The following is a 14,919-nucleotide window of genomic DNA, read 5'->3' on the forward strand; positions in this document are numbered from 1 at the left end:
TTGATTTAATTAACTAAATCTAGGGTGCGAACAAATTCTGCTCCTGCAAGTTTCATTTCATCAAGTGCAGCTAAACTAGTTTCAGGAGTAACACCGCTGATTGCATCTTCGACTACTGCAACGGAAAAACCTCTCTCTAACAGCCCTAAAACAGCAGCTTTTACACAATAATCAGTAGCAACACCAAAAACAAAGTATTTTTCCGCATCTAACTCACGAAAAACAGCTTCAGCGTTTTCATTACCAAACACGCTAAAAATAGTTTTTTCTAACACAATAGCATTATTTTCTATTTTTAAAGGTTGTTTTTCTGCTGAAATAACTGTTGCAGTGGCTATGTAGGTTGCAGCGACTTTTTCTTGGCCCGCAGTGTTACGCACACAATGAGGAGGAAATTGCGCAAATTCTGGATCATCTGTTGGATGAGCATCTACAGAAGCTACAACAGGGATATTTTCTTTTTGTGCATAAGTAACTAATTTAGCTAGATTAGCATTAATTTCCGGCGCACCAGGAACAAAAAGCGTTCCTTTAGGATCCATAAAGTCAAATTGTGTATCAATGTCAACAAAAACCATTTTTCTACTAGCCATAAAACTTTCTCCATATTTAATTAAAATGGGAGGGCGGGAGTCTCTCCCGCATGCGAACAAGATGTCCACGTTCCCAAAAGTTATTTAAGATAATTAGCTTTAACCTGTGCTAACAGATTATTTAGCGCGTCGCTAATAGCTACAGGGTAAATAGCTTGTTCGGTAAAATGATGATATTTACTAGGTAATTTGCTTAGGCTGTCAGCTAGATAAGCTCGTGAAGTTGTTAAATCAACTTTTCCAGCATCGGTTAATTCACCATTTTTAATTACTTCAACAAGTAAAGGATGGCTATTATCAGGAGTTTTTTCATCAGCAAGTCCAATTGTGTCGGATAAATATTTTCCATCTTGGTCATAGTGGCGAAAGACTTGTTTAGATCCTGGCAGAGTAATTTTTTCTGAGCTAAATTTAGCAGTAAATTGACGGCTACCGTCAGAATTAGTTTTTTCTACTAGTTTGTAAACCCCACCTAAAGCAGGTAGATCACGAGAAGTTGAAAGTTCTGTACCAACGCCAAAAGTATCTACAGGAGCTTGAGCTTTAACTAGTTCTGTAATTGAGTGTTCGTTTAGGTCTCCGCTAACAACAATTTTGGTTTGATTAAGACCAGATTCATCTAAAATTTTTCTTACCTCAAAGCTTTGGGCAGCTAAATCACCGCTATCAATTCTTACACCTTTAACACCCGTGCCGATTTTTGCAGCATTTCTAGCACCTGCTAATGTGTCATAAGTATCTATTAATAAAGTGCTTGTGTCAGGGAAGACTTGATAAAACTTCCTAAATGCTGTTAATTCATCGCCAAAAGCTAAAGTCCAAGCATGTGCGGCTGTTCCATAAACAGGAATCCCAAAACTTTGACCTGCTGCTAAGTTTGAAGTACCAGCAAACCCACCTAAATAAGCTGCACGTGCGGCATAAGTTCCAGCAAAGGGACTATGGGCGCGACGTGTGCCAAATTCTAAAACTGCACGTTTTTTACCGTCTTGTTGTGCGGCTGTAACAATTCTTGCTGCTTTAGTTGCAATTAAAGTTTGAAAATTTATTGTTGAAAGCAAATAAGTTTCTAATATTTGAGCTTCAATCAAAGGGGCAGTAATTCGCAAAATTGGCTCGTTGCCAAAAACCAAAGTTCCTTCAGGCATTGCCCACACATCGCCGCTAAAACGAAAATCACGCAAATAATCAAAAAACTCTGGCTTTACATGTTGAAATACAGTTAAAGATTTTAAGTATTCTATATCTGATGAGCTAAAACGTAGATTAAGAATATAGTTAAGAGATTGTGCTAACCCAGCAGAAACCAAATAGTTACGGTTTTTTGCTACTCGTCGAACAAATAATTCAAAACTTGCTTGTTGGTTTTGTCCATGTGTAAAATATCCGGCTGCCATTGTTAGTTGATAAAGATCCGTCATTAAACTACTGCTAAATTGCTCAACAGACATTTTATTGCTCCTTGATTTAATTAGTGTATAGATTACACTATCTAAATTTTATGTCAAGTGAAAAAAATCACAAATCAAAATAAATTAATATTTATCCAAAAGCAACTGGTAATATTGCATTAGAAACACAGTTTTATAAAATTTGATAGAAAGGAGAATTTATGGACGAGTTACTTCACTGGCGTTGGGCTTTAGGGTCAAATGGCCCAGATGCTATTTTTATAGCTAAATTTGAGCCATCTGATGCTAAGAGACTTAGAGAGGTAATAGATAACAACTTACCAGATAGTTATGTAAAGGTTAAAAAAAGTAGTTATACTAGCAGTTTTTTTGATAAAAACAAGTGTTCAATATATGAAAGTTATTTAGATACACATAGTTATGAGGAATTAAATAAAAGTTGGTTTGGGTTTGGAAATGTTTGGTATTACGGGCAGATGGAAATATTTGACAATATATTTGTTATTTACAATGTTTTAATAGGTACAGACTACCAGGAAACACCTTTGATTATTGCCTTAGCGAAGGATCCAAAACTAACTTTAAGGGAATGGGAAGTGATGTATTATGGAGAAGGTTATTCATCTGGTACAGTAGCATCTGGTAGAACAGCAGAATCATTAATATCTTATTTATACAATCAACAGGAAAAATCATAAAATTTTATGGATTATAGAGAAGATCTTTCAGGGTATGTAAAAGTAGGTAATCTAGTAGCAGTTTTAGAAGGACAACCACTAGTAATTGTGCATGATACTTATAGAATTGCGATCTACTTTGATGGAAAAAATTATCATGCAATAGAAGATATTTGTCCTCATATGGGGACTTTTATAAGTAATGGTTATCAAGAAGGCACAACTGTAGTTTGTCCTTGGCATAATTGGGAGTTTGATTTAGGTGATGGCAAATGTAAAAAACCTTTAAATGATTCATTTGTTAGGGTGTTTCCATTAAAAATAGTTGGAGAATCTTTTTACTTACCTAATAAGCTTTCCGAGGAAAACGAAGGTGAATTTGAGGATTGGGTATAAGTAAATTATCTAGCTTATTTTAATAAAATTTTAGCAAAATAGTTGAGCTAATAGTTTAACTACATCTCAGAAGTTGTTCACAAGGAAAAACTTGTTGCACTGACATGATCGCTCGTGCTAAATTCGCATTATCGTCAGATGCCCCTTAAATGCTCATTCCTAAAACTAGAGCAAATCAATTAGACGATAATCCAATAAGCAAAAATATACAGTTAATCTATAAAAATAATCTATCTAAGATTAAAATACTTAATATATTTATTAGGACAAACTTTTGGAGGTGAGCTTTGAACCGGGTAGCAAATACTTCCCTAGTAACGGATTTTAAATCCACAATGCAGTTAACACTTGATCAAGTGGTTTCTGCCCTAAAAATCCCCACTTATGTTTGGGTAGCGATGGTTTTACTAGCTGCAACAGGACTTTGCTATTCTTTAAATGTTCATACACGTAATGAATTAGCTCAAGCAAAAGTTAATCATCAACAAGTTAGCGAAGAAATACAGCAACTAGAATTAGAAAACGCTAGACTAGCACGTCAAATAGAATCTATTGAAAAAGATCCACGAACAGTAGAAACCCTAGCTCGTGAAGCAGGAATGGTTGCTGCTGGTGAGACAGTAATTTTTCTAACCCCAACAGCACAAAAGAAACCTTCTTTGTTAAAGAAGTAGATTATCTTTGAATTTCATTAATAGCTCTTTGTGCAGCGGCTCTAACGGTATCAGCACGGTCATTTTTGGCAATAGCTGTTAAAGCTGCTAAAACGCTTGTGTCTCCTATTGTTGCTAATGCGTCTGCGGCATTAGCTCTTACTGTATCCTCTTTATCGGATAAAGCTAACACTAAGGCTGGGGCTGCTTGACGTAGCCCCAAATTTTTTAGTGCTAATGCTGCTGCTGCTCGTCGTTGAGGTGAATTTTTTGATTGTAGCGAATCTAAGACAGGATTTAAGGCTTCTTCCCCCATTCTTCCTATTGCAACTGCTACACTTGAACGAACAATAAAACGATCATCTCCTAAAGCATTAACTAATGACTCAATAGCTCGTTTATCGCCAATTTCGGCTAGTACATTAGCAGCTAAAATTCTTAAAGATTCGTCAGTGTCAGTAAGTAATTGACAGAGTGCATCAACAGAATTATTACCAATAGTTGCTAAAGCACGAGCCACACCATAACGATTAGTTCCCCGACGATCTAATTAAAGCTGTTATAGCACTAAGTGGGCGTAAATGCCCAAGTATTCTTGCTGCTTGCGCTCTAGCTCTCCAATTACGAGAAGACAAGGTTTTAATTAATGCTGGTGTTGCGTTATTGGAGGAAAGTTTAATTAATGAATCTGCTGCTAAAGCTCCAAGGGCTACATCATAACTAGTAAGCATTTTTACTAGGGGTTCAGCAGCCTGCTCATCTCCAAGATTTCCAAGTGCAACAGCAGCAGTAGCGCGAATTGCTGCATTTTCATCTTCAAGAACAGCAATTAAAGCTTTAGTGGCTTGGCTGTCTTTTAATTTTGCTAAAGCATTGATGCTTTCTAGTCGAGCAGAAATTTCACCGCTTTCTACATTAGCAACAAGCAGTGGAACAACATCTTTTATTCCCATTCTACCAGCTAGATTTGCAGCATCGGCCCTCACTCGCCAATCTGTAGAGTTAAGTCTAGCTGTAATAGCTTCTGAATTAATCCCTAAAGTTTTTAATGCTTCAACTGTAGCTTCTTTTACTGTTGGGTTTGGGTCTGCTAAAAGTGCAATTAATGGCTCAATCGCTGCACGGTCGCCAAACATTCCTAAAGCTTGTGCTGCTTCTGTTCTTACCTGTACATCAGGATGATTAAGTGCCGCTACTAGAGGTTCTAAGCTTGATGGAACACCTAATGCTGCAAGCCAACGAGCAGCAGCACGGGGTGTTTGCCAATTAGGAGTTTTACCGCTTCTAATTGCTAGCGATAAATTATCAATGGTTATTCCCATTTTGCTTAAAGCAAAGTCTATTGCTGGACGGTTTTTTCCATTTTCATCTTTACGAACCTTAAAAAGTGCATCAACAGTCTCTACTTGTTGGAATGTGGAAATTGCTTTAACTAAACTATCTCCAAACTCTCTATCACGAGCTAATAAAAGTTGTCCAATTAAAACTGCTACTACTTTAGGATTTTTTGTGTCGGATAATGCTTGAATTGCTGATAGTTGAACTTTACGGTCTGGATCTACTAGTAAAGTTTTTAGAATTTCTAAGCTTGTTGGACTAGGTAATTTGCTTAGTGTGGGGATTATTTCAAAAATTATTTTTTCATCTCTTGGATCTTCTGCAAGAGAAGTTTTTAAGGTTTTTGTTAAAACCTCAACAGTTTGTAAGTCATTTGCTTGACAAAGGATATGGATAAGTTCACGTTTTAGCGCAATATCTACTTTATCTAAATTGCTTAACAAAATTGGGAGGAAATCTTTTTCCCCAAAATGATATAATGCACTAGCATAAATATGGCTAGAAGTTCTTTTTAACTGTTGTGCATTATGAAGATAACTTACAGCTTGCTTATCATTTATTTTTACTAATGTAATAGCCGAAAGCCATTCTACATCACTATTTTCATCTGTAAGTAGTGGAGCAATAAATTTAATAGCTTCTTTGGGGTTGACAGCTAAAATGGCTGGAATGCTTTGTTTACGCACAAAAGGATGGCTATCTAATTGAAGTTCGATAAGTAAGTTAAATGTTTGTTGGATAAAGGCTTGTTCTGATGGATGTTTTTGGCGGGCTAGTTCTGTTATGGCAATTGTTGCGCTGCCTCGTACAAACCAATAAGAATCTTTGCTAGCTTCTATAATTTTTGGCAACAATTTAGACCGTTGTTTAACGTCTAACCTAGCAATTGCTTGTAGTGCATTAGCTCGCACTAACCAATCAATATCTTTTAATGCACGAGTAATAAAATCAGCTATTTGTGGGTTATTGTCAGTAAGTAATTTATTTAGTGCTGTAACTCTTTGCTCTGCTACATCGCTTTCAAATTGGCTAATGGGGTCAATTTCAGCCGGTTTATTTTCTTGAATTGGAATTTCTTTTGTCTCTTTAACTGCTTCTTTAACAGTTTTTATTGGTTCAGCCTTGTTATTTTTCTTAGTAGCTTTACTCTGCGCTAAAGCATTACTAGAAAAAGAAAGAGTTGTTGCTAAAACTAGGCATGAACAAAATAAGAAAACATTTGATTTATTAATTATTGATTTGATTCCAACTGCCATAAACTTGTCCTACTTGTATTGCAATATTATTTTGGTTAGCGCGTACTATTCCTGTTTCATCCATAAAAAATGATCTTTCTCCACTTTCTCCATATTTGCTAGGTGTGGCAATAATAAAGAACTTAGCTGCACGCTTTTTAGTTGCTGGACTAATATAAAGTGTTAATTCATAACCGTTAATTTCACCATTGGCAATTTCATCTTCTAAAGTTCCTTCATCGATTAATGTTTGTAAGTCAGCAAAATTTCCTTTTCTTCCAGCATAAAGATTTTGTTCTTTAAGTAATTTTTCAAGCAAAGAAATCATTGCAGTTTCATTTTTAGCTACTAAATTAGGTTTGGGCTTAGGTAAAACTGGTTTAGTAATTTCAGTAGTTTCTAAACGAGCAATTTCATTATTTTCTTCAACTTTTTTGATCTCATTTTTATTAACTTTAATTTCATTTTTATCTGAAGGATTAATAGTTAAATTTTTATTTGTTTCTATAGAATTATTATTTGAATTATTAGAGTTATTTACAGCTACAGAATTATTTGAATTATTGCTATTGTTTAGTTGAGTGTTAACAGGACTATTATTTTTATTAGGGTTAGTTGCTGTAGTTGTATTGCTAGGAGTTTCTAGAGTTTGTGCAGTTTGATTTATTTCTTCTTTAGGTAAATTAACAGTAGAAGGTTTATTAGTAACTACTAAGTCTTTATTATCGCTAGTTTTTGCTGGAGGAAGCGGAACTCTACTTGTATCAATGCCATTTACTATAGTAGGAATACTATTTGTGCGATTAGCTGAAACTGTGGGCGATAAAGTGGTTTTTGGTGTTTCTGGTAATGGTTGAGGAGGCTGTTTTAATTGAGTATTAATAGAGTTATCAACTAAGGTTTTGTCTGTAGTTACATTATCTACTTTAGCAAGTGCATTAGCATCAGAAATAACTTTAGGAGGCTCATATTTTTGTACTCCCATTAAATCTAATGCTTCTCCAGCGCGTGAACGCACAGTAGCTTCTTGGTCTGATAAAGCTTCACGTAGAGCATTAACAGAACGTAAATCCCGGCTACGACCTAGTAAAAATGCTGCTAAAGCACGTATTTCAGAGCTTTGATCTTTTAGACCAGCAATTAAATTTTGGCTAGAACTACTGTCAGCTAGAATTGCTGATAACAGTAAAGCTTGCTGACGGGTAGCAACATTACTATCTTTTAAGGCTAGATTTAACTGATCAAGAGCCTCATTTCCAGCTTCTTTGAAAAATAGCGACAAAGGCGAACGTAAATTATTTATATTAGCTAGATCTACTTGAGGCATTAGACTTAGTATTGCATTAACTGTTTCTGGACGCTGAATTTGAGCAAGTGCTATAGCCGCTTGGTTACGAAGTTCTAAAGATTTACCTTGGAAAATTTCCATCAAAGGTTCAATTGCGCGTACACCACCAAGTTTAGCAACAGAATTAATAGCACTACTCTTTACTGTTGGGTCATTATCGTTTTTTATTAGGTTAGCAATAGATTCAAAGGCTCGTTGATCAGCTATTTTAGTTAAAGCTTCTACGCTAGCTCGGCGGGTGTTGCTGTCAGGGTCAGCTAGGGCGCGAATTAATGGTTCAACAGAGCGTTTATCCCCTATTTTACCTAAAGCTATTGCACTGCTACTACGAGCAACACGGTCTTTATCTTGTAGGCTATCAATTAAAATTGGAAGTGCGCGAGCATCTCCAATGGTTCCTAATGAATCAATAGCACGGTTTTTTACACGAGCATCATCTAAATGGACAGCATCCATTAAAGGTTCAACAGCTTGACGATCTCCTAAACGACCTAGGGCATAAGCGGCATTAGTACGAACAAATTGATCTGGATCGCCTAGAGCCTCAATTAATGGTCGGACGGCTCTAAGGTCTTGGACACGTCCTAAAGATTCAGCTACAGCAGAACGAACTAGGCGGTCTGGATCTTTTAAGGATTCAATTAAAGCTACTGTAGCAGTATCACCAGCAATTTCACCAAGTGCAACGGCTGAAGCTGTGCGTACATAATTATTACTATCTTTTAAGGCTTTAATTAATGGTTCTGCTGCTTTTTTATCTCCAATACGGCCTAAAGCCTCAGCTACAGCAGTACGTACTTGAGCGTCAGCATCTTTTACTAAAATATTTGTTAAGGAATTAATAACGCTGCTATCTCCAATACGACCTAATGCACTAATAGCAGAAGAACGAGGATAGGCTTCTATATCATTTAATAATGGTAACAATGATGTTATTGCTCGATTGTCGCCAATACGACCTAGAGCTACAGCAGCAGCACCACGGGTTTCAATATTGCTACTACGCAGGATTTCTATTAGTGGGTCAATAGCACGTTTATCTTTAATTTCACCTAGTGCAAGTGCAGCAGCAGCACTTACAAATTGATCTGGGTCTTTAAGAGTAAAAACAAGTGCTGGAATGGTTTGTTCATCACCTAATCGGCCTAGATCCTCGGCAGCTTTACGACGAATACGGCGATCTTCTGAACGAATGTCTTTTAATAATTGAGCGCGACGATTTTCATTATTTTGCTGTCCATAACTAAAACTTGGAATTAAAAAGAGCAGCAAAATTGATAAACAAATAATTATTCTTGATGTCCTCATGACTGACCTCAAATCTAGGTGATAAATAAGTTAAATTTACTTTTGTGGATTTTTAGGAGCTTCTACAGCTTCGCGCTTTTCCATATATGAACTAATGTCTGTTATTTCTGCTGGCTTATCTAAATTTCCTACTAACAAATTACGTACAGGTTTTGGTAAAAAGAAGCTAGCTAGATTGGAAATTGTTGTAACTAAAGATTTAATCTTAATTGAACCGTCCCAATGTTCTTCTACTACTTCATCTGATGCCCGATTAATTAACCTTAAAATAGAAATTGCTATTAAATACATATCATCTACTTGACCAATAAAAGGGAAAAAATCAGGGATAAAATCAAGTGGGGTGATGACATAGACAATTACTGCTAAAAGGACGGTTTTATCAGCTTTAGAAACTCTTGAATCAGTAAGTAACTTATACATCAATTTAAGTAAATTGGGTAAAAGGTTATTGCTGAACGCATCCAGGACTTAGCTTGTTTACGATCTTTAGGATCGTAGGGAATTACGTTCGACATAAGAACTCCTTAAAAAATAAATTTAGCTAATTTTAGATTAATTAACGAACTTCACCAAGTGTAGGTGATAATTCTGTCACCAAAATAAAATCTATATTAGCAAGTTTACGTCTAGCAGTTATTGGGGTTTGGTGAGGTAGTCCAAATAGTGATGGTTCTGGGTAAAAAGGCAAACGTTCGCCAATATAAATAAATTGAACTATAGCATCAGGCTGATCTAGTTGGTTATCAATAAATAAACTGCTTGTGTTTTCTGTTACATAAAGCTCTTGGCCTAATTCTGATTTAAAAATTGCAAATGAGGTAGTTAAATTTCCTTCTAATTTAGTTAAAGGTTTTCCACTAAGGAAATACTTAGTTTGACGCTCTATTTTATGAATGGTTAAAGGCTTAGGAGGCGAAAATGTATTTTCAAAACAATCCATACAATCACTTTTATTTATAACCGCATATGAACCAACAGCACCTTTATAAATAAATTCTTCTGTGTAATTAAAAAGACATAGACGATCAAAATAAAAACTTAAAGCATTAGAAAATAAATTAAAAAAGAAATATCGCTCTGAAGGGTGAAACAGATAATTTTCAGGAACAATAGTATAATAGCCGCCAATCCAAAAAACAGTTTTGTTATCATCTAAATTTGGCTTAATTATATTAGCTATGTCATGACCAGTTGTTCTAGTATAACTACTATCACAAAGGCGTATAATTTCTGCTTGAGCTTTTACTATTGCAGGGCTAAATAGAGCTAAAGAAAAAATTACTAGTAAACTAGTACGTAATACTTTATTAGCTTCTTGTAGACGTTGTGTTAAAAACGGCCAAACTATGCTTAAGCCATTAGCAAAAAAGTAATAAATAGGTGGTAAAACAACTGTATAGTAGCGAGGTTCTTTACGAGTAGGAACAAGTATTAGTGAAAGTGTTAAGTAAACGCCCCAAAACCAAAGTAAAAATATCCAATCTAACTTTTCTCTACAATAAATAGCCTTAAGCATTCCTATTAGAGCAATTATTAATATAGGAGCAGTAACATGATAAAATAAATGTGCTAACTCAATTGCAACAGAATCAATATAACTGCCTCGGTCTTTAGTTTGGCTAACACCTAAATATAGGCTATCTAACCAGCTTGTAAGATATTTCATACCCCCACTAAAATCTATTTTTGCTCCCCAAGTAATTGCTACGTAATGGAAGCCTAGCAATATCACTAAAGAGATAAAAGCCACAAATGCCCAATTTTTAATTAATTTTGCCCAATTACTTCTATCAGTTGCAACAGCGTAAAGAACACCTAAAACACCTAAAGGTAGAAGCTGATAGCGCAAATTAAAGATTAGCCCTAGAGCAATTGCTGCTATAAGGTAACGTTCTTTAGAGACAGCTTGCCAGTAAACCATAATTAAAAAGCAAGCAAACACTTCTGGCATAAGAAAAATCCAGTAGTGCAAAAACATAGCATTAAAAGCAAGTAACAATGTTGCTAGCATAGCAAATTCTCTAGCAATAAGCTTACGTAACATTTGCCAAAATATTAAAAGACAGCCAAAACCAGCTGTTGTCATTATAAAATATGGGGAACGTTCAATAATGGCTTTTGAATCTAAGACTTTAGCTAGCCATGCAAATGGTAGTAGCACAAGAGAAAAAGAAGGTGGACGGGGTATATCATAACGGGTTTGAATACCTACTAATTGCCTAGCATTATTAATATACTCATAACTATCATAGTAATGTACATTAACTCTTAAAGAAAGAACTACCAAAAAAACTAATAGTCCAGCTAAAAGAGCTAGGCCAAATTTCTCAAAAACATGTAATGGTAGATTTTCTTGGTTGTTTATATGTGACATAAATGGCTAATTAGCTTTTAACTAATCAAGACGAGCCAAATTTTTTGTTGCATTAATATAATTTGGATCAATGCTTAGGGCTTTTTCAAAGGCTTTGCGAGCTTCATTATAGCGTTGCATTTGACTATATGCCACCCCAAGATTATTGTAGGTTTCTGCCTCTAAACTATTTTTAGGCGTTAATAATTTTAATACTTCAGTAAATTCATTTATGGCTTGAGCAAATTTCCCTTGTCCAAGTAAAGCTTTACCATACCAATTACGGGCAATAGCATTGTTTGGCTCAAGTTCTGTTGCAAGGCGCAAATGCTCAAATGCTGCTTGAGGCTGGTTTAATGTGTTTAGCAAAATACCTAAATTATAATGAGGTTCTGCTAAGGCAGGACTTATACTAACAGCCTGTTCTAGTTCTATTTTGGCATTAGCTAAATCATTTGTTTCAAAAAATAATGTAGCTAACTCTTGATGAAGTAGTGCATCAGGTTGAGATAGTCGGATGGCTTGTTGCATTGCTTCTATTGCTAAACTATAGTCTTTACGCTTTTGATAAATTCTTGATAAATCAATATAAAGATAGCTTTGAGAAGGGTCATTATCAGGAAAAATTTCAATAGCTTTTTTAATTAATGCTATGGCTTCATCATAACGACCCTGTAAATAATAAACATGTCCTAGCATTCCTTTAGCTGTGGCTTTTTCTGGTGCAATTTCAATAGCTTGTAGTAGTAATTTTTCTGCTTCTAAATATTTTCCTTCGCCTACATAAGTTAAAGCCATTGCTCCAAGACCTTTGATATTATTAGGTGCAATACGTACTAATGACTCTGTGTAGTTACGGCTAGAAAGCCAATCAATATTACGGTAATAAGTTCTTATTACTGAAGCAATAATAATTATAGTAAGAAAAAATACTGCTAAATATTTAAGTTTATCTTCTTTTGAGTAAAGCCAGTAAAGTCCTGTTGCTGAAAGTAGACAAATACTTATAGAAGGGAAATATAGTAGACGTTCAGCTATAATAATTCCAGTTGGAATAAAAATATTAGAAACAATACTAATAGTAACAAAGAAAAATAATATTGCAAAAGCTGTTAGTCTTTCTTTCCAAAGTAAATAAATACCTGTAGATAGTGTAGTAAGTATTACTAACAACGATAAGATTACCCATAAATTAGGGCTAGAAGTTTTAGGAATTTGGCTAAAATCATAATCTCCAACCAGATCACTAGGCCAAACTAGCAATTGAAAATACTTAATAAAAGCTAAAGACATAGTGTAAAACCTAGTACTAAAGCCTATTCCACGCCAATAAATCCATGTATCTGGCATACCTAAATTATTTAACACATAGATGCGGATAGCTATATAAACGCCTGCTACGGCTAAATAACCTGTATAGCCTTTAAGTAACTTTTTTATAGACCAAGAAGGCCAATATTTACAAATATCTGATAATATTAAAACACCTATAAGAGTAATACCGCTTTCTTTTGCAATTAGTGAGAAGAAATAAAGTAGTAAAGAAAGTAAGTAGTATTGAGAGTTTTCTTTGCTTAAATAGTAGCTTGCCCAGGATAGTAGAGCAAAAGTAGCTGTAAGGAGTTCTGCACGACCAGAAATATTACTAACAGCTTCAGTATGAATAGGATGGACTGTAAAAATCAGAGCAGTAAATAGTGCTAAAGTATCTTTTGAAGTATAACGTTTTACTAGCCAATAAATTACAAGGCTGTTAAAAGCATGAAGTAATAAATTAACTAAATGATAACCCCAGGGGTCAAGACCTCCCATAGCATAATTAAAAGCATAGGTTAAACTAGTCAAAGGGCGATAAAGGCCAGTAGGGTAGAGGTCACCCCAATAGTTGCTAGTAAAGAGTTTAGGAATTGTTGTCAAGCTTTTTATTAATTCATGATTTACAATGGTAAAAGTGTCATCAAGTACAAAATCACCAGCTAAAGAATTATAGAAACACAATGCTGTTAAAAGGAAAATTAATAAAAAAGGCAAAAGTTTTAATTTAAAGTTTTTCATGGGGTTTATTATGTTTAGAAAAAATTTTAGTTGGTAGTAAGAACATAGTTTATTAAAAATAAACTTTTCTTTTCAACAATGTAAATTTTACACTTTACTCTAGTTAGTTATCAGCTTATTATGATGTCTAGTTTTCTCTAAATAACTACCAGCTAAAATATAGACTAATAATAAATTGCTGTTGGCAATCTAGCAAACACTAGCAATATTAATTGTGCCACTATAATTTTCAACAGACTAAAAAACATTGGGAGCATTGTTTATGGACAGCACAATAACTTGTACTATAGCGGCAATTACTGATGTTGGTATGGTGCGTAAGAACAATGAAGATAATTTTATTTTAGCCGACCTGGTTGCGGGTCAAAGCTTACCTTCTTGGTGTGAAACTACACATAGAGTAGGAGAAAATGCTTTGCTTCTAGTTGTTTCTGATGGTATGGGTGGGGCTGAATATGGTGAACTAGCTAGTGAATTAACAGTTTTGTCTGTAAAAGACGCTTTAATGAGAATGTCACGTAATATTTCTCCTCATGACCGAGTGATTGCAGCAGTAGAAGAAGCTAATCATGTTGTTTGGCAAGAAGGGGAAACACAACCGCACTTAAAAGGCATGGGTGCTACTGTAACCGCAGCCTTAATTGAAGATGACCAAGCTTATATTGCAGAGGTTGGGGATAGTAGAGCTTATTTAATTCGTGGAGCTAACATCAAACAAGTAACTACAGATCAATCCTTTGTTGCTCAATTAATTGCTAAGGGTTTATTAAAACCAGAAGATGCTGTAGAACATCCACGTAGAAATGTGATTTTACAATCCATCGGTGCCCAAGATGCTGTTCAAGTAGCTGTTATTATGTTTCAAATTAAACAAGGAGACACACTGCTACTTTGTTCAGATGGTCTTTCTAATCTAGTTACTACAGGAGAAATGTTATTTTTTAGTGAAAATATGGAGCCTCATCTAGCTTGTCAAAAACTAGTTGATATTGCTAAACAGCGTGGAGGACAAGATAACATTACTGTAATTATTGCTAAATTTGCTGGAGCCGGACTAGAAATTAGTAAAGACGTTAAAGGCTTAACAGGAATGCTCCAAACACTTTCTAGTTTTAATCCAGAACAAAATACAGAAAAAACTCATAAACGAACACAATTATTAGGTAACTCTTCTATTATTGAACGCTATTATGGTGCTAATAACCAAGACCCTTCAGGAAAAGCACAAAGTATTGACTCATTAGCTAGCTTTCCTAATGCTGAAATAATTAAAGATGAGAGTGAAAAGCTTCTAGAGTGGTTAGATTATTGTCATCAGATTTTAGAATTTAAGGCCGATCAAACCCAGGAAGCTTCTGATTGGTTTGCTGCTCAAAATGTAAATTTTATAGAACTCCCAAATGTACTTAATAAAGTTAAGGAAGGCGTAGATGGCTTAAATAAAGCTAGGGATGCTGTAAGAGAACTAATAAAAACTTTTGGCAATAAAAAATAATTAATATACAAAAATTTTACTTTTAATAAATACGTGCTTAAGAACTAGCATTA

The 14,919-nt window shown here is 34.9% G+C and carries 12 protein-coding genes; 4 read left to right on the forward strand and 8 right to left on the reverse strand.

Going from position 1 to position 14,919, the window contains the following annotated elements:
• Positions 1-5: 5 nt before the first annotated feature.
• Complete coding sequence (locus IPK14_00530; GenBank protein MBK7991926.1) at positions 6-593, reverse strand: cysteine hydrolase; 588 nt, start codon at positions 591-593, stop codon at positions 6-8.
• 80 nt (positions 594-673) lie between these two features.
• Positions 674-2,044, reverse strand: coding sequence for a nicotinate phosphoribosyltransferase (locus IPK14_00535; protein ID MBK7991927.1), 1,371 nt, complete (start codon positions 2,042-2,044; stop codon positions 674-676).
• 161 nt (positions 2,045-2,205) lie between these two features.
• On the opposite strand from IPK14_00535, the gene IPK14_00540 reads away from it, so the two are divergent.
• The 3 genes from IPK14_00540 to IPK14_00550 all read left to right on the forward strand — a co-directional run bounded on the left by IPK14_00540 (position 2,206) and on the right by IPK14_00550 (position 3,752).
• Positions 2,206-2,703, forward strand: a complete 498-nt coding sequence (locus tag IPK14_00540; protein MBK7991928.1) for a hypothetical protein — start codon at positions 2,206-2,208, stop codon at positions 2,701-2,703.
• 6 nt (positions 2,704-2,709) lie between these two features.
• Entirely contained in the window at positions 2,710-3,078 is a 369-nt protein-coding gene (locus IPK14_00545) for a Rieske 2Fe-2S domain-containing protein (protein MBK7991929.1), read from the forward strand.
• A gap of 287 nt (positions 3,079-3,365) precedes the next feature.
• Positions 3,366-3,752: a septum formation initiator family protein gene (locus IPK14_00550; GenBank protein ID MBK7991930.1), complete on the forward strand. Its 387-nt coding sequence runs from the start codon at positions 3,366-3,368 to the stop codon at positions 3,750-3,752.
• Position 3,753: 1 nt separating this feature from the next.
• On the opposite strand, the gene IPK14_00555 is transcribed toward IPK14_00550, so the two are convergent.
• The 6 genes from IPK14_00555 to IPK14_00580 all read right to left on the reverse strand — a co-directional run bounded on the left by IPK14_00555 (position 3,754) and on the right by IPK14_00580 (position 13,371).
• Complete coding sequence (locus tag IPK14_00555; protein ID MBK7991931.1) at positions 3,754-4,251, reverse strand: HEAT repeat domain-containing protein; 498 nt, start codon at positions 4,249-4,251, stop codon at positions 3,754-3,756.
• 10 nt (positions 4,252-4,261) lie between these two features.
• Positions 4,262-6,325 (reverse strand): HEAT repeat domain-containing protein, encoded by a 2,064-nt coding sequence (locus IPK14_00560; protein MBK7991932.1) that lies wholly within the window; start codon positions 6,323-6,325, stop codon positions 4,262-4,264.
• Complete coding sequence (locus IPK14_00565; GenBank protein ID MBK7991933.1) at positions 6,297-8,960, reverse strand: HEAT repeat domain-containing protein; 2,664 nt, start codon at positions 8,958-8,960, stop codon at positions 6,297-6,299. The genes IPK14_00560 and IPK14_00565 overlap by 29 nt, the downstream gene beginning before the upstream one ends.
• Before the next feature lie 36 nt (positions 8,961-8,996).
• Positions 8,997-9,383, reverse strand: a complete 387-nt coding sequence (locus tag IPK14_00570; GenBank protein MBK7991934.1) for a DUF1232 domain-containing protein — start codon at positions 9,381-9,383, stop codon at positions 8,997-8,999.
• Between the two features lie 136 nt (positions 9,384-9,519).
• Entirely contained in the window at positions 9,520-11,337 is a 1,818-nt protein-coding gene (locus tag IPK14_00575; GenBank protein MBK7991935.1) for a glycosyltransferase family 39 protein, read from the reverse strand.
• Positions 11,338-11,358: 21 nt separating this feature from the next.
• Positions 11,359-13,371 carry a tetratricopeptide repeat protein gene (locus tag IPK14_00580; GenBank protein MBK7991936.1) on the reverse strand — a complete coding sequence of 671 codons (2,013 nt, stop codon included), beginning with the start codon at positions 13,369-13,371 and terminating at the stop codon, positions 11,359-11,361.
• Positions 13,372-13,633: 262 nt separating this feature from the next.
• Between IPK14_00580 and IPK14_00585 the strand changes: the two genes are divergently transcribed.
• Entirely contained in the window at positions 13,634-14,866 is a 1,233-nt protein-coding gene (locus IPK14_00585; protein ID MBK7991937.1) for a serine/threonine-protein phosphatase, read from the forward strand.
• The last annotated feature ends 53 nt before the right edge of the window (positions 14,867-14,919 follow it).

Source organism: Blastocatellia bacterium (assembly GCA_016713405.1).
Classification (GTDB): domain Bacteria; phylum Acidobacteriota; class Blastocatellia; order Chloracidobacteriales; family JADJPF01; genus JADJPF01.

Excerpts from the sequence above, each read along its gene's own strand:
- IPK14_00540 (MBK7991928.1), top strand. The coding sequence starts at position 2,206 with ATGGACGAGTTACTTCACTGGCGTTGGGCTTTAGGGTCAAATGGCCCA.
- IPK14_00560 (MBK7991932.1), bottom strand. The coding sequence starts at position 6,325 with ATGGCAGTTGGAATCAAATCAATAATTAATAAATCAAATGTTTTCTTA.
- IPK14_00585 (MBK7991937.1), top strand. The coding sequence starts at position 13,634 with ATGGACAGCACAATAACTTGTACTATAGCGGCAATTACTGATGTTGGT.
- IPK14_00535 (MBK7991927.1), bottom strand. The coding sequence starts at position 2,044 with ATGTCTGTTGAGCAATTTAGCAGTAGTTTAATGACGGATCTTTATCAA.
- IPK14_00545 (MBK7991929.1), top strand. The coding sequence starts at position 2,710 with ATGGATTATAGAGAAGATCTTTCAGGGTATGTAAAAGTAGGTAATCTA.
- IPK14_00565 (MBK7991933.1), bottom strand. The coding sequence starts at position 8,960 with ATGAGGACATCAAGAATAATTATTTGTTTATCAATTTTGCTGCTCTTT.
- IPK14_00570 (MBK7991934.1), bottom strand. The coding sequence starts at position 9,383 with ATGTATAAGTTACTTACTGATTCAAGAGTTTCTAAAGCTGATAAAACC.
- IPK14_00575 (MBK7991935.1), bottom strand. The coding sequence starts at position 11,337 with ATGTCACATATAAACAACCAAGAAAATCTACCATTACATGTTTTTGAG.
- IPK14_00580 (MBK7991936.1), bottom strand. The coding sequence starts at position 13,371 with ATGAAAAACTTTAAATTAAAACTTTTGCCTTTTTTATTAATTTTCCTT.
- IPK14_00530 (MBK7991926.1), bottom strand. The coding sequence starts at position 593 with ATGGCTAGTAGAAAAATGGTTTTTGTTGACATTGATACACAATTTGAC.